General features: G+C 43.0%; 13 protein-coding genes and 1 pseudogene. 9 read left to right on the top strand and 5 right to left on the bottom strand.

Features of this window, described 5'->3' with window-relative positions:
* Positions 1-5 precede the first annotated feature (5 nt).
* Both ACYIAR_RS10260 and dpp7 read left to right on the top strand, forming a co-directional pair.
* Entirely contained in the window at positions 6-1,364 is a 1,359-nt protein-coding gene (locus tag ACYIAR_RS10260) for a TIGR00341 family protein (RefSeq protein WP_480329436.1), read from the top strand.
* A gap of 3 nt (positions 1,365-1,367) precedes the next feature.
* Positions 1,368-3,509, top strand: a complete 2,142-nt coding sequence (gene dpp7 / locus ACYIAR_RS10255; protein ID WP_480329434.1) for a dipeptidyl-peptidase Dpp7 — start codon at positions 1,368-1,370, stop codon at positions 3,507-3,509.
* A 129-nt stretch (positions 3,510-3,638) separates the two neighbouring features.
* Here dpp7 and ACYIAR_RS10250 read toward each other — a convergent pair whose 3' ends face one another.
* From ACYIAR_RS10250 to ACYIAR_RS10230, 5 genes are all read right to left on the bottom strand, one after another.
* The gene (locus tag ACYIAR_RS10250) at positions 3,639-4,775 is read right to left on the bottom strand and encodes an acyltransferase family protein (RefSeq protein ID WP_480329432.1); all 1,137 of its coding nucleotides are present in this window, start codon (positions 4,773-4,775) and stop codon (positions 3,639-3,641) included.
* Between the two features lie 112 nt (positions 4,776-4,887).
* A complete protein-coding gene (locus ACYIAR_RS10245; protein WP_480329430.1) occupies positions 4,888-5,451 on the bottom strand; it encodes a Crp/Fnr family transcriptional regulator in 564 nt (187 codons plus the stop codon).
* Positions 5,452-5,697: 246 nt separating this feature from the next.
* A complete protein-coding gene (locus tag ACYIAR_RS10240) occupies positions 5,698-5,919 on the bottom strand; it encodes a hypothetical protein (protein WP_480329428.1) in 222 nt (73 codons plus the stop codon).
* Positions 5,920-6,046: 127 nt separating this feature from the next.
* Complete coding sequence (locus tag ACYIAR_RS10235) at positions 6,047-6,358, bottom strand: helix-turn-helix domain-containing protein (protein WP_455589812.1); 312 nt, start codon at positions 6,356-6,358, stop codon at positions 6,047-6,049.
* A 38-nt stretch (positions 6,359-6,396) separates the two neighbouring features.
* Entirely contained in the window at positions 6,397-6,708 is a 312-nt protein-coding gene (locus ACYIAR_RS10230) for a helix-turn-helix domain-containing protein (RefSeq protein WP_480329426.1), read from the bottom strand.
* A 757-nt stretch (positions 6,709-7,465) separates the two neighbouring features.
* On the opposite strand from ACYIAR_RS10230, the gene ACYIAR_RS10225 reads away from it, so the two are divergent.
* The 7 genes and pseudogenes from ACYIAR_RS10225 (at position 7,466) to ACYIAR_RS10195 (ending at position 14,029) form a co-directional block, all read left to right on the top strand.
* Positions 7,466-7,972 carry a DUF3408 domain-containing protein gene (locus tag ACYIAR_RS10225; RefSeq protein WP_480329424.1) on the top strand — a complete coding sequence of 169 codons (507 nt, stop codon included), beginning with the start codon at positions 7,466-7,468 and terminating at the stop codon, positions 7,970-7,972.
* Positions 7,973-8,208: 236 nt separating this feature from the next.
* On the top strand, positions 8,209-8,583 hold the full coding sequence (locus ACYIAR_RS10220) for a plasmid mobilization protein (RefSeq protein ID WP_480329422.1): 375 nt from the start codon (positions 8,209-8,211) through the stop codon (positions 8,581-8,583).
* Between the two features lie 225 nt (positions 8,584-8,808).
* A complete protein-coding gene (istA, locus tag ACYIAR_RS10215) occupies positions 8,809-10,374 on the top strand; it encodes an IS21 family transposase (RefSeq protein ID WP_480329420.1) in 1,566 nt (521 codons plus the stop codon).
* Positions 10,364-11,137, top strand: coding sequence for an IS21-like element helper ATPase IstB (gene istB, locus ACYIAR_RS10210; RefSeq protein WP_480329418.1), 774 nt, complete (start codon positions 10,364-10,366; stop codon positions 11,135-11,137). The genes istA and istB overlap by 11 nt, the downstream gene beginning before the upstream one ends.
* Positions 11,138-11,267: 130 nt before the next feature.
* Positions 11,268-11,453 (top strand): annotated as a pseudogene (locus tag ACYIAR_RS10205) (site-specific integrase); the annotation flags it as partial.
* 438 nt (positions 11,454-11,891) lie between these two features.
* Complete coding sequence (locus ACYIAR_RS10200; protein WP_480329416.1) at positions 11,892-12,986, top strand: DUF3575 domain-containing protein; 1,095 nt, start codon at positions 11,892-11,894, stop codon at positions 12,984-12,986.
* Positions 12,983-14,029: a DUF6562 domain-containing protein gene (locus ACYIAR_RS10195; protein ID WP_480329414.1), complete on the top strand. Its 1,047-nt coding sequence runs from the start codon at positions 12,983-12,985 to the stop codon at positions 14,027-14,029. The genes ACYIAR_RS10200 and ACYIAR_RS10195 overlap by 4 nt, the downstream gene beginning before the upstream one ends.
* Positions 14,030-14,187: the final 158 nt, after the last annotated feature.

The following is a 14,187-nucleotide window of genomic DNA, read 5'->3' as shown; positions in this document are numbered from 1 at the left end:
AAGAGATGGGAGATAAAAACCTTCATAAATACATAAAAGATTTCTTTGTCCGTAACTTCGATTTGCAGCACGACAAAGAAGACGAGGCGGAAACCATCGAATCTATTCGCCGCGGTGTTGAATTTAAGGGAATGAACCTTTGGGTTCTTATTTTTGCCACATTCATAGCATCATTGGGATTGAACACAAACTCAACGGCTGTGATTATAGGTGCCATGCTTATATCTCCGCTGATGGGACCGATTATGGGTTTCGGACTGGGGCTGGGTATTAATGACTTCGAGCTTATCAAACGTTCGTTCCGCAACTTTGCCACGGCTACGATTTTCAGTGTTATCACATCATCACTTTATTTCCTTATATCACCGATAAGCGAAGCACAAAGCGAGTTGCTTGCCAGAACGCAGCCAACGCTTTATGACGTGCTTATAGCATTCTTCGGCGGATTGGCGGGAATAGTGGCAAGCTCCACAAAATATAAAGGAAACGTAATTCCCGGAGTAGCAATCGCAACGGCTTTGATGCCACCGCTGTGTACGGCAGGCTTCGGACTGGCTACCGGAAATTTCTATTATTTCTTCGGAGCTTTCTATCTTTATTTCATAAATACGGTGTTTATAAGCCTTGCCACATATCTGGTGGTACGTTTGCTGAAATATCCCAAGAAAGAATTCCTGGACAAAGACAGGGAAAAGACTGTGAGCCGGTATGTGGGTATAATAGTGTTATTCACTATTGTTCCAAGTATATACCTCAGCTATAATCTTATAAGAAAGACATATTTCCAGCAGATGGCAATTACGTTTGTCAACTCCGAATTGAACTTCCCTAACACTCAGGTCCTGAACAAAGTCATAACAGATACGAAAGAGAAAAAAGAAATAAAGGTTGTTCTGATTGGCGACCATGTTTCGGAAGACCTTATAGTCAACGCAGAATCCAAGTTGGGGAAATATGGATTGCACAACACTGCACTTGTTGTCCAACAGGGATTCGGACAAGGCGAGCAGGACATAAACCACCTGAAGAGCCTTCTTATGCAGGACTTATATAAGAACTCGGAAGATTTGCTGCGTATGCAGACTATTGAAATTGACTCATTGAAGAATCAGATAAGCAATTACGAAGAGTGTCAAAAGACAAGCAAGAATCTTACACCTGAGATAAAGGTTCTGTTCCCTGAAGTAGAAGCAGTGTCGTGTGCCCACACAACAATCGTAAATTCTGCATCACTGAAAGAAGATTCTGTTCTTCTGGTATATCTGAAATGCGGCAAGAAGCTTCAGGAAAAAGACAAAGAGAAGATAAAAGAGTGGATTGCTTCGAGAGAGAATGTAAAGAATATCAAATTACTAATAGAATAAATTATGAATCTAATCAAGAAAATCGGAGTTGCCTTGCTGTGCTTCCTTGCAGCAGGTTCAGCTCATGCCGACGAAGGTATGTGGGTTCTGAAGGAACTTACAAAACAGAATCTGGCACGTATGCAGGAATTGGGTTTCAAGCCTACGTACGAACAGTTATACAGCGAGACTGATCCTTGCGTTGCAAATGCAGTCATAATTTTTGGCGGCGGATGTACAGGTATCACAGTATCTAACGAAGGTTTGGTGTTCACCAACCACCATTGCGGATACGGAGCTATCCAGCAGTTGAGTAGTGTTGAGCACGACTACCTGAAAGACGGTTTCGTTTCACAGTCAAAGGAAGAAGAACTTCCTGTTCCGGGACTTTCGGTAAGATACCTCGACAAGACTATTGACGTTACAGAACGAATAATGTCAAAAATCAGCGGTATTGCTGACGAAAGCGAACGCCTTGCTGCTGCCGATTCAATCGGTAATTTCCTTTGCGACTCAATCGGAACAGACGAATTCAAGGCAGCCGATGTGATTCCTTTCTATTCAAATAACAAGTATTATCTGATTGTTTATAATGTGTTCCGCGACGTGCGTATGGTGTTTGCTCCACCTTCATCAGTGGGTAAATTCGGCGGTGACACTGACAACTGGATGTGGCCACGACACACAGGTGACTTCTCTGTATTCCGCGTTTATGCCAACGCAAACAACCAGCCGGCTGAATATGACGCGAACAACAAACCATATACTCCGAAATATGTTGCCGAAGTTTCATTGCAAGGCTATCAGGAAAAAGATTATGCGATGACTATCGGTTTCCCGGGCAGCACAAGCCGCTATCTTTCTTCTTGGGGAGTAAAACAGCGTATCGAAGACAGCAATGTTCCTCGTATCGAAGTGCGCGGTATCAAACAGGAGATTTGGAAAAAGGCTATGTCGGCAAGTGATGAAGTGCGTATCAAATATGCTTCAAAATATGCCGGAAGTTCAAACTACTGGAAGAATTCAATCGGTATGAACAAGGGTCTTGCACGCCTTGACGTTGTTGCCCGCAAAGAAGCTCTTGAAGAAGAATTCGCTAATTGGGTGGCAAAAGATCCGAAACGCCAGGAAAAATATGGCGAAGTGTTGAGTCTTCTTAAGAATGGCTATACTTCTTCAAACGAAATTGTGAATGCACGTACTTATCTGATGGAAACATTGCTTTCCGGTACAGAAATCACACGCCTTGCAAGAATGATAAACAGCTTCGACGCTAAAGGTTCAACAGATGAAGACAGAAAGGTATTCATGGAAGACCGCGTTCTGCCTTTCTTCAAGGATTATGAACCAAGACTGGATCAGGAAGTACTTGGAGCTATGCTTGCAATTGCCAAAGTAAGAGTTCCGGCTCAATATCTTCCTGAAATATATCAGAAAATAGACAAGAAATATAAAGGCGACTACAAGAAATATGCTGCTGACTTGTTCAAGAAAACCCAGCTTCTTTCATTGGATAAAGTGGAAGAATTCCTGAGCAATCCAAACCTGAGCAAGAAACTTGCAAAAGACCCGGCTGTGGAATTGGCTGAATCTGTTTTCACTGCTTTCATGGATATTTATCAGAACGGAAACAAAGCAAGCTTCGATATTGACAAAGGCGAACGCCTCTTCCTTGAAGGTTTGATGGAAATGAATCCTGACAAGACTTATTATTCTGACGCAAACTTCACTATGCGTCTGAGCTATGGTTCAATCGGCGGTTATCGTCCTTATGATGCGGGATGGTATGACTATTTCTCAACTCACAAAGGTATTCTTGAAAAGGAAGATCCTGAAAACGATGAGTTCTGGGTTCAGGAAGAAATTCTGGATTTGATCCGTAGCAAGGATTTCGGACAGTATGCAAACGAAAACGGAGATTTGCAGCTTTGCTTCCTTACTAACAATGATATCACCGGAGGTAACTCAGGTAGCCCTATCTTCGACAAGAATGCACGCCTTATCGGTCTTGCTTTCGACGGAAACTGGGAAGCAATGAGTGGCGATATTGCTTTCGAACCGGAATTGCAGCGTTGTATCGGTGTTGATATCCGCTATGTGCTGTTTATGATTGACAAATGGGGTAAATGCCCAAGGTTGATTGAGGAGCTTAAGTTGGTTAAGTAAGACACAGAGAGCTGATTAATATTCGATAGAATATAAATAAAGAGACACTGAAAACACAAGGATTTCGATTTAGAATCTGTTTTGTGTTTTCAGTGTCTCTTTTCTTTATATAGTTTTCTGTTTTACGAATTACCTCTTAGCCAACCATCTCCTCAGCGGCTCATCATACAGTTTCAAACAAACATAAGCCAAAACTATATTCCAGCAGACTACAGGAATTGCAACATACCACGTTTCGGCAAAAGTGAAGAGCTGATTCTTTATAAGCCATGCATAGAACAAATACATGAAAGGATAGTGAACGATATATAAAGGATAAGACAAATCTCCGAGGAATTTGCAAATCATAGTTGAGCGTTTGTCTGTTGTTTTTCCTGAAGCGCCCAAAAGAATAAGAACAGGAAAAACAAGAATCACACAAAACATCTCATAAGCTCCGTTCCATAAAACAGGTTCATTGCCCTCAACAAAAGGCACAATAAACAAAAGGAGAAGAACTAAAGAACATATCCAAAAAGCTCCTCTGACAGGTATTTCCCTGAAGTTACGCATCAGAAACATTCCCATAGTAAACGGGAAAAGCATACGAAGCAGACCTCCGAAGAAATTTGTCACGTCCAATGTCCAGCCAACACCTATACTTTGATAACCGGATGCATCGGTCAACGCGAATGCGCTCCACGCAACTCCAAGAAGCAGGACAAGCACACCCAAACCTTTGTTGGACAATCTACGTATGAACAATGCATATAAAATGTTGCCTATATACTCGAAGAACAAAGACCAGCTTGGTCCGTTGAGAGGAAACATTTCCCCATTGCCACGCACCTCATATCCTGCTCCCGGATATGCTGGAATAAACAACATGGAACAAAGCAAGGAAAGCATAACCATAGAAAACGCTATATGTTCCCCACTCCATTGAACGCTTCCCTGTATCAGATATGTTATGAAACCAAGAACAGCGCCCATGACCACCATAGGATGCAAACGTATCAGACGACGTTTGAAGAAACTCTTCAAGGTCAGTGTTCTGTTCCAACGCTCATCATAGGCATAAGCAATGACAAAACCCGAAAGCATAAAGAAGAAATCAACAGCAAGGTATCCGTGATTGATGCTTTCAATCATTGTTCCACCGGCAAAGGCATAACCTTCAAAAATGTGATAGCAAACTACGAGAAGGGCGGCAACACCTCTGAGACCGTCCAACAGCTCGTAATGTTGTTTAGTGTCTGCAAATGATGCAGAGGATATTTTTTGCATGATATTTAAAATGGTTTAAGTTGTTTGTAATAAGCCACCGGTGATGCTGCAAAAGTAAGTAAAAGTATATCTAATTCTTTTGTTCTAAGTCAAAATCAGTTTTGTTCCCGTATCACTTTTGCGAACGAATACGGCTGAGGGTTGAAGGAGTAATTCCCAAATATGACGCTATATATCCTAAATTGGCACGACGGCATACTTCCGGAAATTGACGCTGGAACTCTTCGTAACGTTCCTTTGCCGGTAAAGTGAGACGTTCCTTATGAGAACGGTGCAAACGGCGATATTCATCCTGATGTATTATACGTCCCCAGTTAGCCAACTCTATATTTGTATGAAACAGCTCGAGCAAATCACTCAAAGCTATACGATAAGCGACAGTGTCTTCCAGTGTTTCTACAAATTCCTCACTTGGCTTGTTGTAGTAAAGCTCGTCCATGCTGAACACAATTCCTCCCTCTGTGGAAAAAGAAGTGGTAATTTCTTCTCCGTTTACAAGCCAGAACGAACGTGTCATACCTTCTTCAAGAAAATAAGCAGATTTGCAGAATGTATTTTCCTTGACCAACTGGTAGCGTTTTGGGAAATGGCATAATGTCAGTTTTTCTTTTAAAGCCTGCAATGTCTCATCCGAAACTGGACATATGGAAGTCATTTTTTCAATTATATTATTCATCTTTGGAATAATCTAATAATCCACTGAAATTAAATCAGTTGTTCGGATTGTCAAAAAGTGAGGTAATGAGTTGGCGACCGTTCTGGTTTCTACATACTTACATAAATTGCGTGATGTATAACTCATCTGTTCACAAAGGTATATTTTTTTTCTGAACTGACAAAAAAACATCAATGTTTTCCGGTTTCATTCGGATTATTCCGGTTTCAATTCAATTCTCCGAATGGGATATGATTCCCGATTCCGTCAATCTCCCGTTTCCTTTGCTCGTCTGCGAAGGTAGTACAGACCTTCATTGAAAGTTGAAAGGTCAGGCGGCAAGCTGTTTCGGCCGGAATCTTCCTCTTGCTCCGCAGCGAGCGTATTCCGCCCGAAAACCTTTCCACTTTCAGGTCTGTACTTTGAAATGCAGACGACAACGGAAACAAGCGACTGACGGAAAAGAAAAAAACGAAAGAGAAACAGCATATGGACAGGTTCAGATTTTATAACCTGTCCATATGCTGTTTCTCTTTTCTTAGGGGAGGTATATTTTTAGGACAATCAATAAATAGGCAGACGGCAAACTGCGCTCCCTCCAGAAAAAAGATTTAGTTTATCCGCCACCTTTCATCCGGCTTGCATCCCTATATCCCTGCCGTAGCACCTCCTCTATCTCGCTCCTTTTATACAAGACCTTCCCTCCGAGTACATAGTAAGGCAGTGTGCCGTTGGCACGATAGTCGCTCAAAGTCCTGCGGCTGACTTTCAATAACCGCGATACCTCCTTGTCACACAAATAGTCCTCCTCATTGAGGATGGGGGCGGCATTGTTGGTAATACTGTCAATCCTGACCGACAAGCGGTCAATGCTGCTATGGATGGACTGAATCCAAGCATCGTCTTTTGTCTTTAATTCGTTGTGCATATCTCTGATGTTTTAATGTTATTCCATACCCTGCCATCTCAAATAGTTCTACCGTTCCAACAGGCTTCCTTTCTTCTGTCCTCCACCTTCACGATGACACGCTCCACGTCTTCGGGACGGTAGAAAGTTCTGTTCCCGATTTTGGTATAGGCAAGTGTCCCGTTATCCCGAAGTGTCTGCAAGGTTCGTTTGCTAATCCTCAATGCCTGACATACCTCCTGATGGTCGAGCCACCTTTGGGGCTTCTTTCCACCGTGACGATGGCAAAGGTTATCCACCCGCTGCATGAAGTTTTCCAACTTCGCAGCCATTTCCTCAAATGCTTTCTTTTCAAAAATCACAAATTCCATATCATTCATTTTTATGTTAATATTCGCTTTCGTTCCGCTAAGATAAAGGGGCCTTGCGCACACTACCAAGCGTTTTCTGAAAGTGGCAGCTTGTGGCACCGGTATGGAAGCCGTCGGCTCCTTCACCCGCTTTTTACCTGCCGCCTATGCAAATAAAAGCAGGAAATTCCATACGGCAATGGCTTTTCAAACGTGTGACGGCATATTGCGTCGATTGTCCTCATGTTGCACAGTCAGTGGACATGATACCCTCATAGAACAGACCGTTAAACTACAATTCTGATTATACCAAGTACAGTTTGCACTATGTTTCATACAGGCAACAGGCCAAAGAATTTTCACCTATTTGTATTTAAGGAAGCAAGCATTTTCAGACAGATTGCATCAGACTGAAAATGCTTGCCATGGCTCCGGCTTCAATTTTTACGGATTTTCATCAGCTATTACTTCAAGGCTACAGGCAGACCGACTCCCGATGTTATCGAAAGTCCGTCAGCCCGTAGCCTTTTTATTTATTGCCTTGCCGGTTGTCCTTTCCGAAATAGCCCTTAATGGATTTTTCCCTGCAATCAAATAACGTGTGCAAATCATAGCAGTCCGCACCGGTGATTCAGTCTGTGAAATGCAGAATAGAACATAATTGCCACACTGCCTCCATTTGCTTGACACAGTGTAATATACATACTTCCTTTGCTCACGATAACAGGTCAAGGCACACACCAAGACCACAGTATTAACTCTTAAAAACATATCAAGTATGAAGAGAAAAATGACAGAAGAGGAGATGAGAACCATTACGGAGGTGTATCTCCCAAGCAGTTCACAAGAGCCGAAAGGGAATGCCATGAAGGAGCTTCTTGTCTCGCAGGGTTTCTTTCCTGCCGAATACTCGAACGGGGGAGAAACGGCAGAACCGATTAAAAAGGTAGAACCTGTACCGACAGGCCCGGAGAATGGGACGGCAGAAATTCCTGAATCGGACAAGCCAGCCACAGAGCTTGTGCCCGCCTACGGCACACCACGCCGCATCAGCAGCAAGCAACGCCGCATGTCTCTGGAAGAGTACCGCAACACCTTCCTGCAAGTTCCGAGAATCGATGACCGCAAGCCCGTGTTCGTCAGCTGCGAGGTGAGGGACAGGCTGGATGAATTTGTCCGCAAACTCGGAGGTCGGAAGATGAGCGTTTCGGGACTGATTGAGAACATCGCCCGGCAGCACCTTGAAATCTATAACGAGGATTTCGAGCAGTGGAGGAGACTTTAAGTTCATTCGTTATAGTGTGAAAACAGAGTTTACTCACAATCAAGAAAAAATGTCTGATAAACCGCCATAAGCGGAGGATGAACCGAACTTCAGTTTCGGGAGTTGGCGAGGTTATCTTTCGGGCATCCCGAAAACCTCGCTCCACTCCCGAAGAGTGGAGGCAATCCGCTCCCGGTGGTCGCAGATTGTAAAGGGACAAAAAACAAAAAGACTATCAATTATCAGAATCAAACAACATGGATGATAACAGAAAACTCAAGGCGAGAGGCAGACCGAAAGCCGGCAGCCTCCGCAAGTTGACAAAGTCGGTAACGGTGAAGTTCTCCAAGCCCGACTATGAGCGACTGCTCCGCAGAAGTCGGCAAGCCAACAGGACGCTTGCCGAGTACATACGTGATTCCGCATTTGAAGCCCAAGTCGTGGCCAAGCATTCGACGGAGGAAGCCGCCACCATGCGCAACCTCGTGGGAATGGCAAACAACCTGAACCAACTTGCCAAGTTGTCGCACCAGACGGGATTCTACCGTACCAACGAGATGATAACGGCATTGCTGCATAAACTCAAGGAGATCATGCAGCAATACAAGTCCACGGGAAGGAGGTCACGATGATTGGTAAAATAAAAAAAGGACAGACCTTCGGCAGATGTGTCTGGAAAATATAAAGTCACTTGACCCACTATTATAAAAATCACCTGACCCACCTTTATAACCGAAACTGACCCACTTAGATTATAATAAAAATTGACCCTATAGAATTACCACATTTCAGTCTTGTTTTTGTACTTTAAAAAGCATTTTAACCCGGTATCATTAACCGAATAAAAATTTTAAAGAATGAAAATAAGAATCAAGCACATACTGCGGTGCTACCAGTCAGGAATGAGTATCCGTAGTATCAGTTCTTCTCTTCTGATTTCACGTAATACAGTAAAACGGTATATCCGAATATACGAGGATATGGGTATAGAGCTGGAACGCCTGTTGAAAATGGACGAGCATCATCTGCATGAACTTTTCGGTACGGAGACTGACAACGAATCAACAGGATCTGCAGAGTATAAGTATCTTCAAGAACATATACCTGAGTACATTAAACGACTTAAATCCCGTGGAACAACAAGAAGGTCCTTGTATGAGGAGTATCTGAGAAACCGTCCCCAAGGTTACAGTTATTGTTCATTCTGCCTGTATCTCAGACGTGAAAGGGAGGTAAAAATACCGGTTGGACGCATAGATCATATAGCTTGTGATCAGATGTATGTGGATTTTGCCGGTGACAAACTTTATATTTCAGACAGGAATACGGGTGATAAGGTTCCCGTAGAAGTCTTTGCTGCGATACTTCCATGCAGTCAGATTACTTATTACGAGGCTGTACCATCGCAAAAGAAAGAATATCTTATCCAGGCATGTGAAAATGCTTTCCATTATTTTGGAGGTGTACCAAATGCCATAGTTCCCGACAACCTCAAATCTGCCGTAACAAAGCCCGGTGGAATAGAGCCTGTAATAAATGACGACTTTGCGGCATTTGCAGACCATTATGGTTGTGTTGTCTTTCCGGCAAGAGTGCGCAAACCCAAAGACAAGGCTTTGGTTGAAAATGCTGTAAGACTGCTTTACAGGGAGGTATATTCAAAGATGACAGGATTGAAATTCAATGATATTGAAGCCTTGAACATAGAAATAATGAAACATACTGACGCATTGAACAGCCGAAAGATGTACAACCGCAGCTACAGCCGTAGGGAGCGTTTCCTCGAGGTCGAGAAAGACAGGCTACATATATTGCCGGCAACAAGATTTATATCAAAAAACCGGAAAACGGCAACTGTCATGAAAAACAGTTATGTATCGCTTAACAATCACTATTACAGTGTTCCTAAAGAGTATATAGGCGATGCTGTAGAATTACTGTATGATGGGGACACTGTGGAGATATATCATAAATTCAGACACATAACGACACATCGCAGGGATGATACACCTTTCACTTATTCAGAAAAACCTTCCCATAAACTTCCCGGAGTACTACATGAATACAGAATCAGAATGGATGATATATACCGCAAGGCACGTGAAATAGACCCGGTAGTGGAAGAGTATATAAAGTTGGTGGCTGTTGCCAAAAAATATCCTGTTCAGGCTATACGTTCAGCTGATGGTATATTATGTCTTGTGGAACGTTTCGGACACGACAGAGTGGTTCTTGCATGCCAGATAGCAATGGAATCCTGCATGTTCGGGTTCAACGAACTTGAAAGCCTTCTGGTAAATAGGGAAGATGAAAAGTATCATATACAAATGGAGGGGCTTGCTCCTGAACTTACCCCTAAACACAGAAATCTCAGAGGTAAGGATTATTATAACTCTAAAAATATGGATAAAAATGACAAGTAATAATAAAACAAACAGAACTGTCGGAAAAAATATGGACAGAATAATGGAGTTACTCTCCAAATTACGTTTTTACGGTATGCTTGAAACATACAGGAATGACTGCAGGACAACATCCTCTGATGGTATGACAAACGATGAGTTCCTGAAATGGCTTCTTGAAAGCGAGTATGATTACAGACGCAATGTAAGCATTGAGCGACTGATAAGATCTGCAAACTTCAGATATAAGGCATATATGGAAAAAATAGACTATACAATAAAACGGAACCTTGACCGGAACCAGTTCGAGAGACTTGCTTCTCTTGATTTTATAAGAGACGGACAGAATATTTTTATCACAGGAAGCTCCGGAACAGGTAAAAGCTATATAGCTTCAGCAATAGGATATGAAGCATGCAAAAATGGAGTCAGAACTTTATACTCCAATGCGTCAAAGCTTATGGGACAGCTTAAAATGGCCAAAAACAAGGGAACTATAGAATCTGAGATGAAAAAAATTGAAAAGTGTTCACTGCTTATTTTAGACGATCTCTTTCTTATAGGACTGGATGCCAGGGAAAGGTCAATACTTATGGAAATAATAGAAGACAGACACGGAATAAAATCAATCATAATAACATCACAACTTCCAGTTGAAAGCTGGTATGATGCAATTGGAGATCCTACTGTAGCTGATGCAATCCTGGACAGAATTGTACATACGGCACACAAAATTGAACTAACGGGAGATTCTGTAAGAAAGATTAATGCTAAAAAGAAGTAGTATCTGCTATAAAGAATTATAATTGAAACTGACCCGGGTTAAAATGCATTTTTCTCTACTTAATTCTAATATTTTTTTGATGGGTCAATTTAGAGTATAATAGTGGGTCAAGTGACTTTATATTTTCCAGCTGCCCCTGACCATGTATTCCGCCCGCCATTCATGGGCGAGCATCGCCAAGAGCAAGAATATCCCCTTGTCGGTCATCAGCGACGGAATGGGGCATGACTCGGAGGCTACCACCCGGATTTATCTTGCCTCGCTGGACAACATGGCGATAGACAAGGCAAACAGCCTGATATTGAAATCTCTGTAAGGAAAGGATTGTTGAGCGAATGGAACCTCTCTTTGTAAGAGAAGATTTTAACGATGCAAATATAGGCAAAATACTGCAAATCACACTATAAATGGCTAAAAAAGTTGTGCGAGTGAACAATTTTGTTGTGTACTGTAAGAGGATTGTTGAGCAAATGGGATAAGTCCGATTGGACAAATCCCTCATTCCCAAAAGAAAATTTCCACATCGTCTTCTCTTACAAAGAGATAGTAAACTCTTACAAAGAGAAGGTTATCAAAAATATAATTTATGCGGACAAACAGGTGCTATACAATACTGGTTCTCACGCTTTTATGGGCAAGTGCTGCCTACTCGCAAGAGAACCGTTCGGAGGTCATGGTGGACTTCCGTGTGAACAGTACACGGATAGACCCCACGTATGGAAACAATGCCGAAAGAATCCGGGAGATAACCGGTATGTTGCAGGGAATACTTAATGACACGACGGTGGAAGTTACCCGGCTTTCGTTCTGCGGCGTGGCTTCACCCGAAGGTTCTTACGAATGGAACAGACAACTCGCGAACGGACGTATGAAAGCGCTTGAAACGCTTGTACGGAGTAAAATCGAAGTATCCGACAGCATCATCACTTACGATGACAACTATATCGCGTGGGATTATCTTGCCGAACGAGTATCGGAATCGGAAATGGCACACAAGCATGAAATACTTTCCATCCTCGGCGAGAAACCCGAAATCGTGAAGTACCGTAACGGTAGAAACATCGACAGCCGTATTCCCAAGTTACAAAGGTTGGACGGCGGCAGGGTCTGGGACGAACTGTTCCGCCGCTTTTTCAGTCCTATGCGCAACGCCAGCATGGTCATTGTCACGTTCAAACAGGTGAGTCCTCCTCCCGTTGTCGTACCTGAACCTGTAATTGAAGAAGTGGAAGTTTCCGCAGACACGACAGAGGCCGTTCTCCCTGCCCCGGTAATTGTTGATACAGTTCCCGATCCTACCCCCGCCGTAAAAGAATGGGGACGTAAACTGTATGTAAAAACCAACGCGCTCGGATTGGGACTGGCGATTGCCAATACCGCCGTTGAAATAGACCTTTGCAGGCATTGGTCATTCAATCTTCCGGTATATTATTCAGCATGGAACTATTTCAAATCCACGGTGAAATTCCGTACCGCCATGATACAGCCGGAAATACGCTATTGGTTCAGGGACGACAATGACGGATGGTATGCAGGAGGACACATCGGCATCGGTCACTACAATGTCGCCACTAACGGCGAATACCGCACGCAAGACCATGAAGGGAAATCCCCTGCGTTAGGTGGCGGCTTGGCAGTCGGCTACCGCCTGCCGATAAGCGGGAATAAGCGTTGGAAGATGGAGTTCTCCATCGGTGCGGGAGCATACAAGCTGCATCACGATAAGTTCCGCAACTATCATAACGGACTGTTGGTCTATACCGAAAAGAAAACCTATGTCGGCATAGACCAGGCAGCGGTATCGTTTTCCTATACATTCGATTTGAAAAAGAAAGGAGGCGCAAGATGAAAAGAGGATATACACATAATATAATAATGTATATGCTGGTTCTCTTGTCTTTCGCTTTCGGCATGGCAAGCTGTGATGTGCATGAGTTTCCAGAGATTCCGGAAAAAGTGCCGTTCACATTACATTTGAATTGCAAGACCCAACTCCCCATCCATGAAGAGATAAATTACACGACACGTTCTGGCAATCAGTTGGCAGAACATGATATGCGTTATATCATTAATGTATACAGAAGCGAGGACGGAGAAAACTTCACTCGTCAGGCAGATACGACAATAGTCTATACAAGGCATCTTGACGAAGAGAAAGACCACAGCATACGGTTGAATCTGAATCAAGGTTTCTACAATTTCATCGTATGGAGCGACCATGTAGGTAAAGGCACAAGTGGCGATAAGTATTACAATACGAGCAATTTCGCTGAAATCACCTATCCGGACCAAGAGAGTTACGAGGGCAACAACGATTTTCAGGATGCTTTTCGTGGAACAGTACAAGCGACAGTTCTATATGACCAGTATTCAGATGGCGGAGTTGTGGAGCAGGAAGCGTTCATACAGTTGGAAAGACCGCTTGCCAAATTCAAATTCATATCCACCGACCTGGAGGAATTTATCGGACAGGTTTTGGAAAGTGCCGCATCTAAAGGCAAAACAGCTTCACGCACCATCAATCCCGATGATTATAGAGTAGTATTCCGATACACGGGCTTTATGCCATGTTCATTTAATATGTTCACCAACAAACCCAATGACAGTTGGACGGGAGTTTTCTTTGACGGAAAAATGATACCTCTTGACGAACACGAGATAGAATTGGGCTTCGATTATGTCTTTGTGAACGGCACGGAATCCAAAACAAACGTGGCGGTAGAAGTATATGACAAAGACGGTGAACTGTTGAGCAGCACCAATACGGTGGAAGTACCACTCGTACGCAGCAAGCTGACCATCGTGAGAGGTAATTTCCTTACTTCAAAGGCAACGGGCAGTGTGGGTATCAATCCCGATTATAACGGAGATTTTAATATTGAGATTAAATAAATTATGTATAACCTATAAAACGATAACAACAAGCAGAAAGACAAAGAAAACAAAACCGTATTACACCGTTATTGAAGGACTACGGTGCACAGAAAGATTATTTATTCCTCCATTTTCCTTTTTTCGGGGGGGATAGATTAACAGCAGCCTCCGCAATA

This window comes from Parabacteroides sp. KHUB-01 (genome assembly GCF_056640935.1).
This window is presented reverse-complemented; position numbering and strand designations above follow the sequence as displayed.

Excerpts from the sequence above, each read along its gene's own strand:
- ACYIAR_RS10195 (WP_480329414.1), top strand. The coding sequence starts at position 12,983 with ATGAAAAGAGGATATACACATAATATAATAATGTATATGCTGGTTCTC.
- ACYIAR_RS10240 (WP_480329428.1), bottom strand. The coding sequence starts at position 5,919 with ATGCTGTTTCTCTTTCGTTTTTTTCTTTTCCGTCAGTCGCTTGTTTCC.
- ACYIAR_RS10230 (WP_480329426.1), bottom strand. The coding sequence starts at position 6,708 with ATGGAATTTGTGATTTTTGAAAAGAAAGCATTTGAGGAAATGGCTGCG.
- istA (WP_480329420.1), top strand. The coding sequence starts at position 8,809 with ATGAAAATAAGAATCAAGCACATACTGCGGTGCTACCAGTCAGGAATG.
- ACYIAR_RS10200 (WP_480329416.1), top strand. The coding sequence starts at position 11,892 with ATGTTGCAGGGAATACTTAATGACACGACGGTGGAAGTTACCCGGCTT.
- ACYIAR_RS10245 (WP_480329430.1), bottom strand. The coding sequence starts at position 5,451 with ATGAATAATATAATTGAAAAAATGACTTCCATATGTCCAGTTTCGGAT.
- ACYIAR_RS10220 (WP_480329422.1), top strand. The coding sequence starts at position 8,209 with ATGGATGATAACAGAAAACTCAAGGCGAGAGGCAGACCGAAAGCCGGC.
- ACYIAR_RS10225 (WP_480329424.1), top strand. The coding sequence starts at position 7,466 with ATGAAGAGAAAAATGACAGAAGAGGAGATGAGAACCATTACGGAGGTG.
- ACYIAR_RS10235 (WP_455589812.1), bottom strand. The coding sequence starts at position 6,358 with ATGCACAACGAATTAAAGACAAAAGACGATGCTTGGATTCAGTCCATC.
- ACYIAR_RS10250 (WP_480329432.1), bottom strand. The coding sequence starts at position 4,775 with ATGCAAAAAATATCCTCTGCATCATTTGCAGACACTAAACAACATTAC.
- dpp7 (WP_480329434.1), top strand. The coding sequence starts at position 1,368 with ATGAATCTAATCAAGAAAATCGGAGTTGCCTTGCTGTGCTTCCTTGCA.
- ACYIAR_RS10260 (WP_480329436.1), top strand. The coding sequence starts at position 6 with ATGGGAGATAAAAACCTTCATAAATACATAAAAGATTTCTTTGTCCGT.
- istB (WP_480329418.1), top strand. The coding sequence starts at position 10,364 with ATGACAAGTAATAATAAAACAAACAGAACTGTCGGAAAAAATATGGAC.